Raw genomic sequence first — 16,332 nt, 5'->3', positions numbered from 1 at the left:
GTCGCAGGGATTGCGCCGACAGGGTGCTCGCTGCATGAGCCTTCGGCTGGCAAAAATATGGCCGTGATTTCGCTGCCGCGCAGCTGCCTGTTTTCGGTTTGAAAGCTGACGTTCCGCCCTGCATTCATGCTGTTAGCCCTGATTGAGTTTGGGACCTCCCTGGCCGAGAAACGGTGCTGGTCAAATCACGTTGAATGCGAGTATATGGTTGCAAATTTCCAATATGTATTGGCAGAAAAGCCTGATGAATATGCAAAAACGCACAACGCAAAATCATGTGAATTGGGACGATATGCGCTTCTTTCTCGAAGTCGCCCGTGCCCGCACCGCCAGTGGTGCAGCACGCCGCCTGGGGGTGGACTACACCACGGTGTCGCGGCGCATCCGCGCGCTTGAGCAAAGCCTGGGTGCCCTGTTATTCGAGAAATCGCGAACGTCGGGTTTCGTCCTGACGGTGGAGGGGCAGCGCCTGATCAGCCACGCCGAAACACTGGAAAGTACGCTGCTGGCAGCCTGCGAACAGGTTTCCGGAACCACCGGGGGGCTCGCCGGGCACCTGCGCATCGGTTGTACCGAAGCCTTCGGCTCCTGCTTCATCACCACGCAGATGAGCCACTTCATCATTCACTATCCGCATATCTCAGTGGACATCCTGCCGGTCCCGCACTTCGTCAACCTGTCGCGGCGCGAGGCGGACATCGCCATCACCCTGGAGCGGCCCGAGCGCGGTCCGTACGTGTGCTCGCGCCTGTGCGACTACCGCTTGCGTCTGTATGCGACACCGGAGTACCTGGCCAACCATCCACCGATTACCAGCAGCGAGGATTTGGCGAGCCACCCGTTCGTGACCTATGTCGAGGACCTGGCCTTCAGCTTCAAGCTGCTCTACTTGAACGACCTGCTGCCCGGCGCCCACAGTCGCCTGCGCAGCACCAGTGTTGTCTCCCAATACCATGCAGCGCTGGAAGGCCGCGCACTGGCCATCTTGCCCTGCTTCCTCGCCGGTCCCGACCCGCGCCTGTGCGAAGTGCTGCCGGACCAGGTGGAGGTCACTCGACAGTTCTGGATGTACTACAGCGAGGATCTGCGAAAGCTCAAGCGGATCACCTTGGTAGCCGACTACCTGCGCGCCTGTGCGGAGCTCAATCATCCGCTGCTGATGGGCGAGTCGCGCGCGATGGCCTATCTGCCGTCGCCATGAGTTGCATTGATCCCAAATTGAGAGGGGGCGATGGTGGCCGTCATGGGCTTTTCTTGTGTTGGCTCCCCATCGCCTCTACTGGCGTTATCTCGCCCATCTGCTGCGTATTGAATGAAGGGGGGATACGAAAATGAGTCGCGGTGTCATTTTCACAACTTTTGGCAGTGGGTTCTTTTCCTACCGGTGGCTGTCAGTCATATCTTTGCCAGCGGATGAACTATTCTCCCAAAACAACACCGCAGATCGAAGAAACAGTGCGCAAGGTCGATACGACCAGAATGCTAATGGATACCAACTGACCATTCTTCGGGATCCGGCATCCCTGATCGCCATCACCCGGAGTACGCTCCGTGAGAATCAAACAGCCCCTGCTTGCTCTTCTGTTGCTCGTCTTGCTGTTTGATGGCTGTACGACACTCAATGTTCCTCACGAACCCAGTCAGGCGTTACCTGCGAGCGATTCGGCGTTCGGTCGCTCCATCCAGGCCCAGGCAGCCCCCCATCAGGGCCAATCGGGTTTTCGCTTGCTATCCGATAGTGCCGAGGCTTTCACCGCACGCGCCGAGCTGATCCGTAACGCCCAAAGCAGCCTCGACTTGCAGTACTACATTGTCCACGACGGCATTAGTACGCGGATACTCGTGAGCGAATTGCTCGACGCCGCCGACCGTGGAGTCCGCGTGCGGATTCTGCTCGATGACACGACCAGCGATGACCTGGACCGAATTATCGCGACGCTGGCTGCCCACCCGCAGATTCAGATCCGCGTGTTTAATCCACTGCATTTGGGCCGCAGCACCGTCGTGACGCGAACGATGGGCCGCCTGTTCAACCTATCGCAGCAACACAGGCGCATGCACAACAAATTGTGGGTGGTGGACAACAGCGTGGCGATCGTCGGAGGGCGCAATTTGGGGGACGAGTATTTCGATGCCGAACCCAACAAGAATTTCACCGACATCGACATGCTCAGTGTCGGCCCGGTTGCAGAACAGTTGGGGCATGGTTTTGACGAGTACTGGAACAGTGCTCTGAGCAAGCCGATCGAGCAGTTTCTCTTCACCATGCCGACAAACAAGGACCTGAAAAATACCCGGACCCGGCTGGACGAATCCCTGGAGGAAACGCGTAAACAGAATCATGCTCTCTACCAACAGTTGATGTCCTACACCACTCACCCACGTCTGCATGTCTGGCGCCGCGAGCTGATCTGGGCCTGGAACAAGGCGATGTGGGATGCACCGAGTAAGGTCTTGTCGAAAGGCGAACCACCCCCGCACTTGCTGTTGACTACCCAGTTGGCACCCGAGCTTGACGGGGTCAACAAGGAGCTGATCATGGTCTCCGCCTACATGGTGCCCGGACAACCGGGGTTGATGTACTTGACCAGTCGTGCCGACGCTGGCGTGTCGATCAGCTTGCTGACTAACTCACTGGAAGCCACCGATGTGCCCGCTGCGCATGGTGGTTACGCCCCTTATCGCAAAACCTTGCTGGAGCATGGTGTGCAGTTGTTCGAGTTACGCCGCCGGTCCGGTGACAGCGACAGCAGGCCACGCCTGTTTCACAGCGGATCTTCCAATAGTTCCGATTCCAGCCTGCATAGCAAAGCGATGATTTTCGACCGGCAGAAAGCTTTTATCGGTTCGTTCAATTTCGACTCGCGCTCATTATTGTGGAACACCGAAGTCGGAGTGTTGGTGGATAATGCGCAACTCGCCGGCCGGGTGCGCGAGCTGGCCCTGGAGGGTATGGCACCCACTCTCAGTTATCATGTCGTGCTGGAAAAGTCTCAGTTGGTCTGGGTCACCGAGGATGACGGCAAACAGCATACGTTGACCAAGGAGCCGGGGAGTTGGTGGCGACGTTTCAATTCGTGGCTCAGCAGCACGATCGGGCTGGAGAGGATGTTATAGCTAAAAAAGAGGCCAGATCTTGCTGTTGGAGGTCACTCCATTCATTTCACTTTCAGGACCGGGATGAACCATGCGAATGTGGATAGGGGTCACGGCACGGCTTATCAACCCATTGATTATGGCTGCGGGTATTAGCCTTTTCGCAATTGTCCCTAATGCGCAGGCTCAGGCCACACCTCAGGCCAATCAAGAGATAAAGGGCTTGCTGGACTTTGTCGAACACAGCAAGTGTCAGTTTGTGCGCAACGGGAGCGAATACCCAGGTCCCCGCGCTCGGGCGCATCTGGAGAAGAAGCTGAATTATCTCGAAGGCAAGAACATGGTGAACAGCGCAGAAGACTTCATCGATCTTGCTGCCACTAAAAGCAGCATGAGTGGCCGCGCCTATGAGGTACGATGTTCGGAAGGCGTAGAACCGGCAAGCATCTGGTTGAAGCGGGAACTCCAGAGGCAACGGCAATTTCATTGATGTTGTGCCATGAAACGCATACTTGACCGACTACGTGGCCGGGCTGGATATCTAAAACGGCTAACTGGGGTCTTATGGTTTTGCTATCAGCATCCGCAAACGCCTTGGTTACCCCAATGGGTGTCGATTTTTATCAGGCATAGGTGTATGGCTTTAATGCATAACGCCTGCTTGAACCACTAGTGAGGTGCGCGCAGATCGATCTGGAGTACGGGCGCATCGTTCCCAACTTCACCGATCTGGAGTCCTACGTCGGTGACATTATCTGGAATTACAAATTCCACCGATCCTTCCTTTGAACTATGGCTGGCTACCAGCTCGTTAAGATCGTTTTCCGGTGCGCGCAGTACGCCGCCTATCAGCAAGCGGAAAGAAGCCGCCCAAAAGTTTGCGTCGTATCGGTCATTGTTGGTCATGCGCACTTCGAACCTCAACGAAAGTTTGCTCGGAGAATGACGATCAAGCCGCGCTGATAATATTTTGTAAACGGCGTCCCCGACTCTTACCTCTGCGCCGGACGAAAGAGTTATAGGGTAGGGCTTCGTCTCTTCAATTGACGACGGCATTGGCGCCTTGGCGGTTGTGTCAGCTCGGCTTTCACCTCCCGTCGCCTGCGTGACGGTGCCATTGGGAACCTGCGTGGCCTTTTTGGGTTGCGTTTCAAAGAAGCCAGCTTGGTTGAGAGCAACAATCAAAGCCGCTATTGCCGTAATAATGCCGGCGGTTGCCGTCAAAATACCGGGAATGGTCTGCCACCATCCTTTGGATCCTGGCTCTTCGTTCATCGCTTGATTTCTCGGCTTTTCAAGTTTTGGAATTTGCGAGCAGACATCGCCTCTTACTAACCAACGACTATTGAATGACATGTGATGTTGCGATGGAGTGTCGTATAACGTTCCTTTTCGTCCTGTAAGTCCTTGTCTAGCTTAGAGGTAGTCGCGGCAAACGCAACATTGCTCAGTGATAGACGCAATCCGAATCACGGCAAGCCCCGTTTTTTAGAGTCGAAGGCGGCATTGGTGACGCCACCCATCAACGGTATGCCTGAGCCAGCTGGCTGGCCGGCGCAAAGCGCAGCGCATATTCCTTGGGGCTTACACCCAGGCGTCTGATAAACGCTTTGCGCAACACATCGACATTGCTGTAGCCGCATTGGCGTGCAACCTGCTCCATTGAATGTCCGCCCAGCTCAAAAGCCCGACAGGCGGCTTCGAGGCGAACGTCTTCGACATACTTCGCCGGCGTGGTCCTCAAGTCCCGCTGAAAGGTCCGGATCAACGTTCTGACACTGGTCGACATCCGGTCTGCCAGTCTCTCGACCGTAAGGTCGGTGTGCAGATGCTCACTGATCCACAGGCACAGCTCATCCAGACTTGAACCCGGCGCACGCTGCGATTGAAGCGTGACACTGAACTGCGCCTGTCCCCCCGGACGCCGCAGGAACAGGACCATGTTTTTCGCAATCTCCATCGCGACGTGATCGCCCAGGTCCTCGCTGACCAACGCGAGGGTGAGATCGATTCCCGCCGAGATGCCTGCCGATGTATACACGTTGCCGTCTTTCACCCAGATAGGGTTTGCGTCGACCTCGATCAGCGGAAAACGCTCTGCCAGCTCGCGTGCCATCTGCCAGTGGGTGGTTGCCCGACGACCCTCCAGCAGCCCGGCCTCCGCCAAGGCAAACGCGGCGACACAGATCGAGCACACGCGCCGCACGCTGGTGGAACGCGCCCGTATCCACTCGATGGCCTCTTCGTTCAAATGACCCACTGACTGCTGGCCCGCCGCGACAATCAAGGTGTCAATGGGCTTGTTCGCCTGGCGCTCTTGCTCAAGGGTTTTATGCGCCGTGAGGTTGATGCCCGTGCTGCTGGCCAAGTGAAGGTCGTCGTCCGATGAAACCAGGTCCAACTGGTAGGGGACGGTTTCGCCGTCGTGCAGGCTATTGGCGAAGGCAAACACCTCGGCAGGGCCGATCACATCGAGTGCATCGACCGGGGGCATCCCCAGAATCACCACGCGTTTTTGCATCTGCCCGGGGCGCAGAGGGCGGGTGTTCGTTTGTTTTTTCACGGTTGTCCCCTGTGGGTGTCCGACGTCAATTTGGCACGAATCAACTGAAAATAGTCAATTGGGACAAATCAGAATCATTAGATTGGAGCGAGGTCAATCTCAACCCTGGGAAGCAAGCATGAACACACCCGTTACAGTCGGCGGCATCATCGCACCGGATTCAGAACTCACCCGCAAGGCCGCTTCGCTCGTTGAGCGGGTCCACTCCAGGGCGCTCCTGAATCACGTACATCGCACATGGTGGTTCGCCGATTTCCTCGGCAAGCAGCGCGGGCTGAAGTACGACCGGGAAACCGTTTACCTCGCTTCGCTGTTGCATGACTTGGGGCTTACCGACGAGTTCTGTGCCGACCAGCGTTTTGAAGTCGATGGCGCCGACGCGGCCAGCCGATTCCTGTTAGCGAACGGGTATTCGGACGCGAAAGCGCAACTGGTCTGGGATGCGATCGCTCTTCACTCCAGTGCCGGCATCGCGGACCGCAAGCAACCGGAAATCGCCCTGATCTACATGGGGGCTCATGTCGATGTCATGGGCCTGTTCATGGAGGAAATCACGCCATCACTGATTGATGACACGCTCGCCCTTTACCCCCGCATCGGAATGAAGGCCGCGTTTACTCAGGCGGTGGCCGAAGTTGCCCGGAAAAAACCGCATACCGCCATTGGTACCGGGCTGGGGGATGTTGGACGTCGCCACATACATGGTTTCGATTGCCCAAACGTGTGCGACCTGATCGACAACGCTCCATTTGAAAGCTGAGAGGCCGTTGCATTGTTCTGCAGCGACGAGAGGCTTCAACCCGCGAGCCGGTGGTTGAAGTCAATTGACAGTCGGAGCACAGGCTCCAATTGCTTGAGAGGAATACAGTCATGAGCGAAGTGGACATTCTTGTAAGCGGTGCAACCGGACGTACGGGTGGGGCTGCCATCGATGAGCTGCTCAAGATGGGCAAGCGTGTGCGGGCTTACGTACGCACGGACGATGAAAGGGCGGCGGCCCTGCGCGAGCGCGGGGTTGACATTGCGATTGGCGATTTCACGAATATCGATGATATCCGTGCGGCGATGGAAGGCATCCGTTCGGCCTATTTTCTTTATCCGCTGGCACCGGGAATCATCGACGGTGCGGCCTATTTTGCCCAGGCAGCGAAGGAGGCGGGGGTACAGGCGATCGTGAACATGTCGCAGATCTCCGCACGGCGCGAGTCCAGGAGTCATTTGGCACAGGATCACTGGATTTCCGAGCGCGTTTTCGACTGGTCGGGGGTACCGACAACGCACCTGCGCCCCACATTCTTCGCGGACTGGCTCGTCTACCCGCACTTCGCGAAGGAGATCCTGGCCAGGAAAAAAATCGAGTTCCCCTTCGAGCATGGCCGTCACGCGCCCATCGCGACCGATGACCAGGGGCGGGTGATCGCCCACCTCCTGGCCAACCCTGCGGGGCACGAGGGCAAGATTTACAGCCTGCATGGGCCGGTCGAGATGAATCACACGGAGATCGCCGCTGCCATGAGCGAAGTGCTTGGCGTGCAGATCCAGTACGCACCGACATCGATCGAGGCGTTCGAGCACAAGATGGAGCACGAGTACAGGTTTCCGCCGGCCTTGGTACAGCACCTGGTCGAAGTCGCTCAGGATTACCGGGAGGGCGTCTTCGCGGGGGTGAACGATGTCGTGGAGAAAGTGACCGGCACGCCCGCGTTGTCCGTGCAGGCGTTCATCGAAAAATACCGGGACGCGTATGCGTGACGAGGTGAAACACACTGGAGTCGGTGGCGCTCAGTAGGTGTGGCTGAACAATAGTCCAGCCTCACCATCCGGGCTGGCGTCGGTAAACCCCTTGACGGCATACAACTGAAACTTCCAGTTCTGATTGAGCTTGTGGGTGAGGAAGAGTGTGAGCTCCTTGATCGGGTCGCCGGTGGAAATGACCTTCTGCCGCCAGTCGTAGGACACGCCCGCGGAGGTGCGTGCGAACACGGGGATGGCGAAGCCCAGGCCGGCGAATATCGGATTGTCGAAGTTGGAGCCCGACGGATCGCCGTACTTTTTCCAGCCCAGGGTGGCGAACCCGGTCAATCGGCCGAAGGCCTTGGCGACATCGACCTGGGCGGAGAAGTCGGTTTTGCCGGTGCCCAGGCACTTGTCTTCGTCGGCGGTGGGCAACTTGACCTTGCCGATCAGGTCCACGAAAAGTCCGCTGATGCTACCGTCAAGCACGGCATAGTCGGCACCGGCGACGGTGTCGCCCAAACCGCTTTCCACTTTGCCGCAGCCACCGGGCAACGGCTCGCCGTCGGGGCCGACCGAAGGATTGGTGATGCGCAGCCAGGGCACCGTGAGCTTGTAGGTCATGGGACCAGTTTCGTATTTGCCCACCAGTGGAACGTACCAGGTTTCAGACGTCGTACCGGTGCCATAGTCGCCCCGTGAGTAGTCGGTTCCAATCGAAGTCGTGAAGGTATCGGCCAGGGCTGGCAAGGCCAGGCTGGCAAGCAAACCGACGAGCAGGGCGTGCCTGGGGTTCATGTTCACCTCGTGTGTTCCATCATCGAAGTTCACACGCATGCTTTGTTGCGTGACTTACCCAGCCTAGTTACTTATGGCAATTGTGCATCATGCCTGCACGGTTTAACTCCCTTTGCCGGAGCGATCGACTCTTTCAATCTTCTCGACCTTTTCGACTTTCTCGACCTTCTCGACTTTTTCTGGCCGTTCAACTTTCTCGACTTTCTCCGGGCGTTCGACCTTGTCAACCTTCTCGGGGCGATCGACCTTTTCGACTCTTTCTACCTTCTCGACTTTCTCTACCTTTTCGACCCTTTCGACTTTCTCGACTTTGTCGGGTTGCTCGACCCTCTCGATACGCTCTGACTTGCCGGACTTGTCCACGCTTTCCAGCCTGTCGCTGCCGCCATGACTGTCATTGCCCCCGTGGCGAGTGTCGTCGCGCACGCTGTCTTCGCTCTCGGAACGGCCACTCCTGTCACTGCCCGAGTTTCCCGAACTGCCGGAGTTGCCGGAGTTTTCGGAGCTGCCGGAGCTACCGGAGTTGCCGGAACTGTTGGAATCGCTCGAATTGCTCGAACCACTTGAGTCGTCCGTGTTTTGCTCGTTGGTTCGCAGTTGTCCGTGTTGGTTGCTCGCGGGTGAATCGGAGTGTTCGCGGGGCAATTCGATGCGTGTTGCCCGCACGTCCCGCGCACCACTGAACACACCGCTGACCCGCACGCGTCGATCCAGCGCCAGCTCCGACGGCTGCACACCGACAAACACGGTGTCGCGCGCCAGTGTCACATTAAAGCCACCCACCACCCATTGACGGTCGTTCCGGCCCTGTACCAGGCCCTCGATCACCGCATTGTGTACCCGGCCAATGAAAGGCAGGCTCGGATCGGGTCGGCTTTGGGTCACGTTCAGCTCACGGCCGGACCACTGGCCGCGCACCAGCATTTCCTGCGCCGGGCCCGGGTTATTACCGAGTTTGATCCCCTGGAGATAACCGCTGCGATCCACCGGGCCGATAGCGCTGGCCTCCTTGAGGTCGGGCGCCCGGTCGATACGGCTGGCGACCACTTCACCTCGGGCATCGCGCAGCCCGCTGACCCGTACGGGATCACCGGGGCGCAGGCCGGAAGCGACTTGAGCACCGCTGGCCAGGCGTACCGGTTGCCCCATGACACGCATGGGCATGGAATCTCTCGGCAGGGCAGTCAAGGGACCTTCGTAGACGTGCAGGATGGAAATGCGTCCGGCCTCCAGGCCGCGCCGGGAATTGAACGCTTCCACGGCAACCACTTGGCCTATCGCCAGGTGGGTGCTGGTGGCGGCAGTGCCATTCTCGCTGACCGGAACGTTTTTGTTGAAGTGCACTTCCAGGCCATTGACGCAGATCGAGGCGAACCCGGTGATGGTGCCGACAATGCCGGTGCCACCGATCCCGCCGTTGTCGTTGCTGATGCCCGTGCCACCCACGCCGCCTGCAACGTCACCTGTACCGCCCATGCCGCCAGGGCGTTTTTTAATTGGTGCGCCGGTACCGCCGACTCCGCCGTTATCGGTGTCGATGCCGGTACCGCCCATGCCACCAGGCGCCGCGCCCGTACCGCCGGTGCCGCCCGGTGCCTGGATGACCGGCTCTCCACTTATGCCCGCATTATTCTGACTGACACAGGCGGGGGCGGCTTGCAGCACAATGGGAAGCCCGAGGCCCAGAATGAGGGCGATTGCACGGATCAGGCGCAAATGGAGGGTCATGGCTTAGGGGCCGTCGGCGAATTGAGATCGGACGCTTCGGTGTAGAAATACAAGCCGACCGTGATGCGCTGGCGTGGTTCAGGGCTGGGCAGGTCCTTGAATTCCAGTTCGGCGGCGAGTCGGTTGAAACTCAGCAGGGCTTGCATCCCCTCGCTGGCGACGGCCTCGCGCAACACCTCGACGCTCATCGGGGCCAGTGCGTCATAGTGGACGCTGCGCTCAAAAAAGGCCGGACCTTCGCTGGTCAGGTTGTGCACCGCAGCGCAGGCATGATCATGCAGGTTATGCCCCAGGTAAGCCGTTTTCTCATCGAAGCCCTTTTGCGGCACGAAGGCCTGGACTTCGAGGTGCACGCACTCTTGCTCGTCAAGGCGCACGACGCCCAGGCGCAGCCACTCATCCAATACCACCCGTGCCCTGATATCGGTGCTGACTTTCGCCACCAAGGCGTCAAAGGAGCGGTCGCCGCCGACGCTGGCCAGTCGAGGCAGCGGCAGTGGCTGGCCGGCGTTGTCGCAAAAAGGCGCGTTGGTCCAGGCGTTGACCAGTTGCGCACCGAAGGTGATGTTTTCAGGAAGGGTGGAAGAAATGGGGTCGCTGGTATTGCGCAGACGCCGTACGTCCTTGCGGTGCACGCCGGTGAGCAGGCTGATGCGGCTGTCGGTCGGTGCCTTGTCGTCCAGGCGGAATTCACGGTCCGCCACCTCGACGAAAACCTCCTTGAGCAGGTCGGCGAACACCAGGTAGGTGACGCCTTTGCGCAGCATCAGGCGTACCAGCGGCCGCATGACATGCCGCAGGGCTTTGAGGAGGGAGGCGGGCAGGGTGGACGATTGCATTCAGCGCATTCCTGGATAGACAACCCTAGTATAGCTGTGTGGGAAATAATCCCATGAATGCTGGCGGGTATTTTTTGCCGTGCCTCATACAAAACCGGTCCCAGGGTTTTGTATGAGGCCATCAGGTCGCCGCTTCAAGTCCGGCTGTTGTCGTCGCCGGGTTCGCCACCTGCATGGTTGCCGTTGTCGTCACCAGGCTCGCCGCCGGCGTGGACGCCATGATCGTCACCGGGCTCGCCGCCAACGTGGACGCCATGATCGTCACCGACCTCGCCGCCGGCGTGGACACCATGATCGTCACCGACCTCACCGCGGGCGTGGTTACCGTGATCGTCACCGACCTCGCCGCGGGCATGGTTACCGTGGTCGTCTCCTGCCTCTGCATGGGTACCACTGCGACCGGAGTTCGAGCTTCCAGATCCGGCATGGCCGGAATTCCCATTGCCATGGTCGCTGCCGCTGTGACCACTGTTGCCGCCATCGCCATGCCCACTGTTGCCGCCGCCACCGCTGCCACCGCCGTTGCCACCGCCGTTGCCACCGCCGCCGCCACCGCCGTTGCCGCCGCCACCGCCGTTGCCGCCACCGCCGCCGTTGCCGCCGCCACCGCCGTTGCCGCCACCGCCACCGCCGTGACCACCACCACCGCCACCACCATCCTTGGCATAGGCGCTCGAGTCATGGGAAATGGAGTCAGGTATCAAAACAGTGGAAGCCGAGAGGACGCCACCGATTGCCAGCGCCAGTAAACCTCTCTTGAAAAGCGAGTAAGTGTTCATCGTGCATTCTCCTGGTGATTGACCGCGAACAGTGCAAACGCAATCAGGTTGCAATCCGGGAGCAGCATGGGAGCAACCCCTGAGCGTTACAGTGTCTTCTGAAATATCGGCGTGGGAAAATTTCCCACTTGTTGTAAGTTAGCCTTTTCTGGCTCAGGGTCAACCCGCGCAGGAGAAAGCCGACCGCCGGTTGGGGAGATGGAAGGAGAGGGGGCTGAATAAACGAACGCGAAGGCGGGAGAGTGCGACACGATTTCGAAAAAAAAGTCGCAAACCCCCGTGGCTTATCAGGGCTTGCGACTCTTTGCCAATACGTCCCTCAAGCGCCCGGGACGTTTTCCATGGGTATGCCTGCCGTATCCATTGCGGAACGTGCGGGCCTAATTCCGTACCTCAGCCGCGTCGACATCCGGTGCGTCCGGGGCGTCCGCCACATCCTCTCTGGCTGCATTCGCCTCAGCTTTGGCGGTGTCCCTGGCGGTATCTGCAGCAGCCCTGGCGGCATCTCTGGCTGCATCCGCGTTTGCCTTGGCGGCGTCTCTGGCCGCATCTGCCGCAGCCCTGGCAGCATCCCGGGTTGCATCTGCGCCCGCTACGCCAGCCGCTTTTGCAGCGTCCCGGGCTGCATCCGCCTCAGCTCTGGCGGCATCCCTGGCGGCGTCTGCAGCGGCCCTGGCAGCATCCCGGGCGGCATCTGCATCAGCTCTTGCAGCGTCTCTGGCTGCGTTCGCATCGTTTCTGGCAGCGTCCCTGGCAGCATCGGCGGCATCGTTGTCCGCGTCGTTGTCATGCGCATTGCCCGGGCCTCTGTTACCGGCCATACCACCATGGTCAGCGTCGCCGCGTCCCGGGCCGCCATGACCGTCACCGTCATGGCCTGCAGCACCATGATCGCCACCCTCTCCGTGGCCGCTGCCGCCATCACCACCGTGTCCACTGCCTCCGGAGCCGCCGTTGCCGGACCCACCGTGACCACCGCTGTTGCCACCGCCATGGCCGCCACCACCGCCACCATCCTTGGCCTGCACACTGGAGAAACTACTGATGTAATCGGGCACCAGAACAGTCGATGCCGACAGGACTGCGCCTATTGCCAGAGCCAATAAACATTTCTTGAGCAGCATGATGCACCTCCGCTTGACGTTGCGTACCCATCTCCATATCGAACGCAACGTCCAGTGAGTTCGCAGCCGCCCATTGGAGCGGCCAGCCAACCGGCACGGCCATCAATCTGCAGCGATAACAAGCGACTGCGGTTCCGTACGATCCTTCAGAGCCAGTCAGCATCATATTGTGGGAAATATTCCCACATAAATAGGTTATTGCTGTCAGCCCGGGTGTCAACGACTTTTCGCCTGATTCACCGAATATATGTGAATTTGGTATCAGTGCTATGTGATTGGCGCTGTTTATCGATTAATTCTTGAAAGGTAGTTTGTTTCTCGGCGATATCAGCCAGCGCCTCCACAAACATCGAAATGTCAGGAATTTTCCCATGATGCGAACCACGTTGAAGGCCACGTTCATGGCCGCCATGATCGGCATGTCCGGTGCCGAAGCCGAAGCGGGCGACTACAGGCAGAATCCATTCACGTTGACCTACGGTGGCGCGCTGACCAGGAACGAACCGGGCAAGGTCAACATCCATCCGGTCACTTACACACTCAATGGCCTGGACATTGCCGCCAACGTTTACACCCCGGCGAACTATGACGCGGCGAAAAAGTACCCGGCCGTCGTTGTGGCGCACCCCAATGGGGGCGTAAAGGAGCAGGTCGCGGGCCTGTATGCCCAGCGTCTGGCGGATCAGGGCTACATCACGATCACGGCGGATGCGGCCTACCAAGGGGCCAGTGGCGGTGAGCCGCGCAATGTGGACAAACCGGCGCATCGCATCGAAGACATCCATGGCATGGCGGACTTCATCGCCGGCTATCCCGGCGTCGACAGCAAGCGCCTGGGCTTGCTGGGGATCTGTGGCGGTGGTGGTTACTCATTGGCGGCGGCGCGAACCGACAAGCGCTTCCAGTCGATTGCGACCTTGAGCCTGTTCAACTCCGGGCTGGTTCGGCGCAACGGCTACCAGGATTCGCAGTTGTCGACGATTCAGGAGCGCTTGCAACAGGCGTCGGCGGCCCGCGCCCAGGAAGCGGCGGGAGGGGAAGTGCTCTACGTCGGTGATGCCAGGCTGACCGATGAACAGATCGCCAAGCTGCCGTTTGATCTGTATCGACAGGGCTTCGAGTACTACGGCAAGACCCACGCGCACCCCAACTCGACCTTCCGTTACACCCAAAGCAGCCTGATGGACCTGATGAGTTTCGATGCCACGGATCAGATCGAACTGATCGACAAACCGTTGCTGATGATCGCGGGCAGCAAGGCCGACAGCCTGTACATGTCGCAACAAGCCTTTGCCAGGGCCACCGGTACCCGGGACAAAAAACTGTTCACCATCGAGGGCGCGACCCATATCGACACTTACTGGGTGCCTGCGTATGTGGACGTCGCCATGGGCCAGTTGACCGCGTTTTACGCCAGAACGCTCTGACTTGAAGGGATATCTCATGCTGAAAAATACCTTGATAGGCATCGCCGTGTGTGCGGCGGCCCCCTTTGCCGACGCCGCCGGTGCAGACAATGCCGGTGAATCCCGCCGGACCGGGCAGCAGATCGGCCGTGCGGGCACTCAGGCTGCGGTGGCGGGACCTGCGGATTTTTTCACCGGGCGGGTTCGCGTCGATCCCTTGTTTCCCGCCACGGACGAAATCAATGCTTCCGGCGCTTATGTCAGCTTCGAACCGGGCGCGCGTTCGGCCTGGCATACCCACCCCGCAGGACAGCGATTGGTGGTGACTTCCGGCGTGGGACGGGTCCAGGAATGGGGCAAGCCTGTGCAGGAAATCCACCCGGGCGACGTAATCGTCTGCCCGCCGGGCGTCAAGCACTGGCATGGCGCCGCTCCGTCGAGCGCCATGACGCACCTGGCCGTGACGGGGTCGGTGGATGGGAAGAGTGTGCAATGGCTGGAGAAAGTGACCGACGAGCAATACAACGCCCAGGTTTCGATGGCACCGAAAGCCAAGCCTGCGACCCCACCGGTGTCCGAGACGCTGTCCGCCAAACAGCGGGCTATCCCGTTGATCGCCGCCGCCATGGCCACGAGCAACCTGTCAGCGCTCAATGCCGCTTTGAATCAGGGGCTGGATGCGGGCCTGACGGTCAGCGAGGCGAAGGAAATTCTGGTGCAGCTCTACGCCTACAGCGGTTTTCCTCGCAGTCTCAATGCACTCGGTGAACTGATGAACGTGGTCGAGGCACGCAAGCAGCGCGGCGTTCAGGACGATCCGGGACGCGAGCCCGGTCGCGTTATTCCCACCGGCGACGAACTGCTCGCGGTGGGCAAAGCCAACCAGACGCGAATCGCCGGAGCACCTGTCCAGGGCCCGCTGTTCGACTTCGTTCCCGTTATCAACCAGTACCTGCAGGCGCATCTGTTCGGCGACATTTTCGAACGCGACAACCTGGACTGGCAAAGTCGTGAGCTGGCCACCGTTGCAGCGCTTGCCGTTACCCCCGGTGTGGAGTCACAACTGCGCTCGCACATGGCGGCCAGCCTGCGGGTCGGCCTGACCACTGCGCAGTTGCATCAACTGGTTAAGTTGCTGGCTGACCAGGGTGATGCCGCCGCGGCCAAGCGTGCCGGTGAAGCGCTGGAGAGCGTCCGGGCTAATCAACCCAAATAGCGCAAGGCTTCGCGCAGCATGGTGAAGGCCGGTGAGCTCTGGCGCCGACTCGGATAATAGAGGTGGTAGCCAGAGAAGGGTTCGCACCAGTCTTCAAGCACATGAACCAACCGGCCTTGCGCGACGTGCTCCAGCACCAGGTCCTCCGGCATATAGGCCAGTCCCAGTCCCTGGAGGGCCGCCTCCAGGCGCATGGCGATGTTGTTGAATACCAACTGGCCTTCGACCCGTACGTTCAGTTCTTGCCCGTCTTTTTCGAACTCCCAGAGGAGCAGGCCGCCGTGAGTCGGCATGCGCAGGGTGATGCAGTTGTGCACCATGAGGTCACTCGGGATCACGGGCCTGGGGTATCGGGTGAAATACGCCGGGGAGCCCACCACCGCCATGCGCATGTCAGGGCCGATGCGCATCGCGATCATGTCCTTGGCCACTTGCTGACCCAGCCGTACGCCGGCGTCGAACCCCTCCGCCACGATGTCCGTCAGGCCATAGTCGACAATGATTTCGATATTCAGATCGGGATTGTCCGGTAGCAGTTTGGCGAGCACGGGGTGCAGGATCGTGATCGCCGAATGCTCGCCCGCAGTGATGCGCAATTTGCCGGCGGGTTTGTCGCGAAATTTGCTGAGCAACGCCAGCTCACTGTCAATTTCTTCAAACCGGGGGGCGATCACCCGCAACAAATGCTCGCCGGCTTCGGTGGCTGAGACGCTGCGAGTGGTGCGGGCGAGCAACCTGACGCCCAATCGCTCCTCCAGCTGACGCATCGCCCGGCTCAAGGCCGGTTGAGACATGCCAAGCCTGGCGGCGGCACGGGTGAAACTGCGTTCCTGGGCCACAGCCGAGAAGATCGCGAGTTGGTCGTAGCTTTCGACGGTCATTTATCCGCCCCTGTTATAAACAGTTTGTGATTATGCCACCTGGGCGATTGATCGTCCTTTCCCTCGGCCCGCGTAATGCCGTTCTGTAGGAGCGAGCTTGCTCGCGATGGTCGTTAACGATAACGCGGGTTTACTGATTGAACGCAGCGTTCTTGAGCCCATCGCGAG

The 16,332-nt window shown here is 59.5% G+C and carries 15 protein-coding genes; 8 read left to right on the top strand and 7 right to left on the bottom strand.

The genetic code is table 11. The features are described 5' to 3' along the window. The first annotated feature begins 250 nt into the window (after positions 1-250). The 3 genes from LAB08_RS17035 (at position 251) to LAB08_RS17025 (ending at position 3,586) form a co-directional block, all read left to right on the top strand. Entirely contained in the window at positions 251-1,201 is a 951-nt protein-coding gene (locus tag LAB08_RS17035; protein ID WP_197706313.1) for a LysR family transcriptional regulator, read from the top strand. A gap of 350 nt (positions 1,202-1,551) precedes the next feature. After that, a complete protein-coding gene (locus tag LAB08_RS17030; protein ID WP_096510616.1) occupies positions 1,552-3,117 on the top strand; it encodes a phospholipase D family protein in 1,566 nt (521 codons plus the stop codon). A 70-nt stretch (positions 3,118-3,187) separates the two neighbouring features. After that, positions 3,188-3,586, top strand: a complete 399-nt coding sequence (locus LAB08_RS17025) for a YfeK family protein (RefSeq protein WP_096510617.1) — start codon at positions 3,188-3,190, stop codon at positions 3,584-3,586. A gap of 179 nt (positions 3,587-3,765) precedes the next feature. Here LAB08_RS17025 and LAB08_RS17020 read toward each other — a convergent pair whose 3' ends face one another. Then, the gene (locus tag LAB08_RS17020; protein WP_157755695.1) at positions 3,766-4,452 is read right to left on the bottom strand and encodes a hypothetical protein; all 687 of its coding nucleotides are present in this window, start codon (positions 4,450-4,452) and stop codon (positions 3,766-3,768) included. A gap of 166 nt (positions 4,453-4,618) precedes the next feature. Further along, positions 4,619-5,617, bottom strand: a complete 999-nt coding sequence (locus LAB08_RS17015; RefSeq protein ID WP_096510621.1) for a GlxA family transcriptional regulator — start codon at positions 5,615-5,617, stop codon at positions 4,619-4,621. Positions 5,618-5,777: 160 nt separating this feature from the next. Between LAB08_RS17015 and LAB08_RS17010 the strand changes: the two genes are divergently transcribed. Both LAB08_RS17010 and LAB08_RS17005 read left to right on the top strand, forming a co-directional pair. After that, the gene (locus tag LAB08_RS17010; RefSeq protein WP_096510623.1) at positions 5,778-6,419 is read left to right on the top strand and encodes an HD domain-containing protein; all 642 of its coding nucleotides are present in this window, start codon (positions 5,778-5,780) and stop codon (positions 6,417-6,419) included. A 110-nt stretch (positions 6,420-6,529) separates the two neighbouring features. Continuing rightward, positions 6,530-7,411 (top strand): NmrA family NAD(P)-binding protein, encoded by an 882-nt coding sequence (locus LAB08_RS17005; protein ID WP_096510625.1) that lies wholly within the window; start codon positions 6,530-6,532, stop codon positions 7,409-7,411. A gap of 30 nt (positions 7,412-7,441) precedes the next feature. Here LAB08_RS17005 and LAB08_RS17000 read toward each other — a convergent pair whose 3' ends face one another. From LAB08_RS17000 to LAB08_RS16985, 4 genes are all read right to left on the bottom strand, one after another. Next, on the bottom strand, positions 7,442-8,191 hold the full coding sequence (locus LAB08_RS17000; RefSeq protein WP_096510627.1) for a hypothetical protein: 750 nt from the start codon (positions 8,189-8,191) through the stop codon (positions 7,442-7,444). 102 nt (positions 8,192-8,293) lie between these two features. Beyond that, entirely contained in the window at positions 8,294-9,919 is a 1,626-nt protein-coding gene (locus tag LAB08_RS16995; protein WP_096510629.1) for a DUF5666 domain-containing protein, read from the bottom strand. Then, positions 9,916-10,758, bottom strand: a complete 843-nt coding sequence (locus LAB08_RS16990) for a DUF6502 family protein (protein WP_096510631.1) — start codon at positions 10,756-10,758, stop codon at positions 9,916-9,918. The genes LAB08_RS16995 and LAB08_RS16990 overlap by 4 nt, the downstream gene beginning before the upstream one ends. A gap of 134 nt (positions 10,759-10,892) precedes the next feature. Next, positions 10,893-11,537 carry a hypothetical protein gene (locus tag LAB08_RS16985; RefSeq protein WP_177409551.1) on the bottom strand — a complete coding sequence of 215 codons (645 nt, stop codon included), beginning with the start codon at positions 11,535-11,537 and terminating at the stop codon, positions 10,893-10,895. 788 nt (positions 11,538-12,325) lie between these two features. Between LAB08_RS16985 and LAB08_RS30790 the strand changes: the two genes are divergently transcribed. From LAB08_RS30790 to LAB08_RS16970, 3 genes are all read left to right on the top strand, one after another. Beyond that, a complete protein-coding gene (locus LAB08_RS30790; RefSeq protein ID WP_157755696.1) occupies positions 12,326-12,643 on the top strand; it encodes a hypothetical protein in 318 nt (105 codons plus the stop codon). 389 nt (positions 12,644-13,032) lie between these two features. Beyond that, positions 13,033-14,088 (top strand): alpha/beta hydrolase, encoded by a 1,056-nt coding sequence (locus tag LAB08_RS16975; protein ID WP_096510637.1) that lies wholly within the window; start codon positions 13,033-13,035, stop codon positions 14,086-14,088. Positions 14,089-14,107: 19 nt separating this feature from the next. Further along, complete coding sequence (locus LAB08_RS16970; RefSeq protein ID WP_096515347.1) at positions 14,108-15,283, top strand: (R)-mandelonitrile lyase; 1,176 nt, start codon at positions 14,108-14,110, stop codon at positions 15,281-15,283. On the opposite strand, the gene LAB08_RS16965 is transcribed toward LAB08_RS16970, so the two are convergent. Further along, positions 15,271-16,164 (bottom strand): LysR family transcriptional regulator, encoded by an 894-nt coding sequence (locus tag LAB08_RS16965; RefSeq protein WP_096510639.1) that lies wholly within the window; start codon positions 16,162-16,164, stop codon positions 15,271-15,273. The two genes, LAB08_RS16970 and LAB08_RS16965, sit on opposite strands and share 13 nt — an antisense overlap. Between the last annotated feature and the right edge of the window lie 168 nt (positions 16,165-16,332).

The sequence above is a fragment of the Pseudomonas izuensis genome (assembly GCF_002356535.2).
GTDB classification, from domain to species: Bacteria; Pseudomonadota; Gammaproteobacteria; order Pseudomonadales; family Pseudomonadaceae; genus Aquipseudomonas; species Aquipseudomonas izuensis.
The sequence above is the reverse complement of the archived record's forward strand: the minus strand, read 5'-3'. Positions and strand labels throughout refer to the sequence as shown.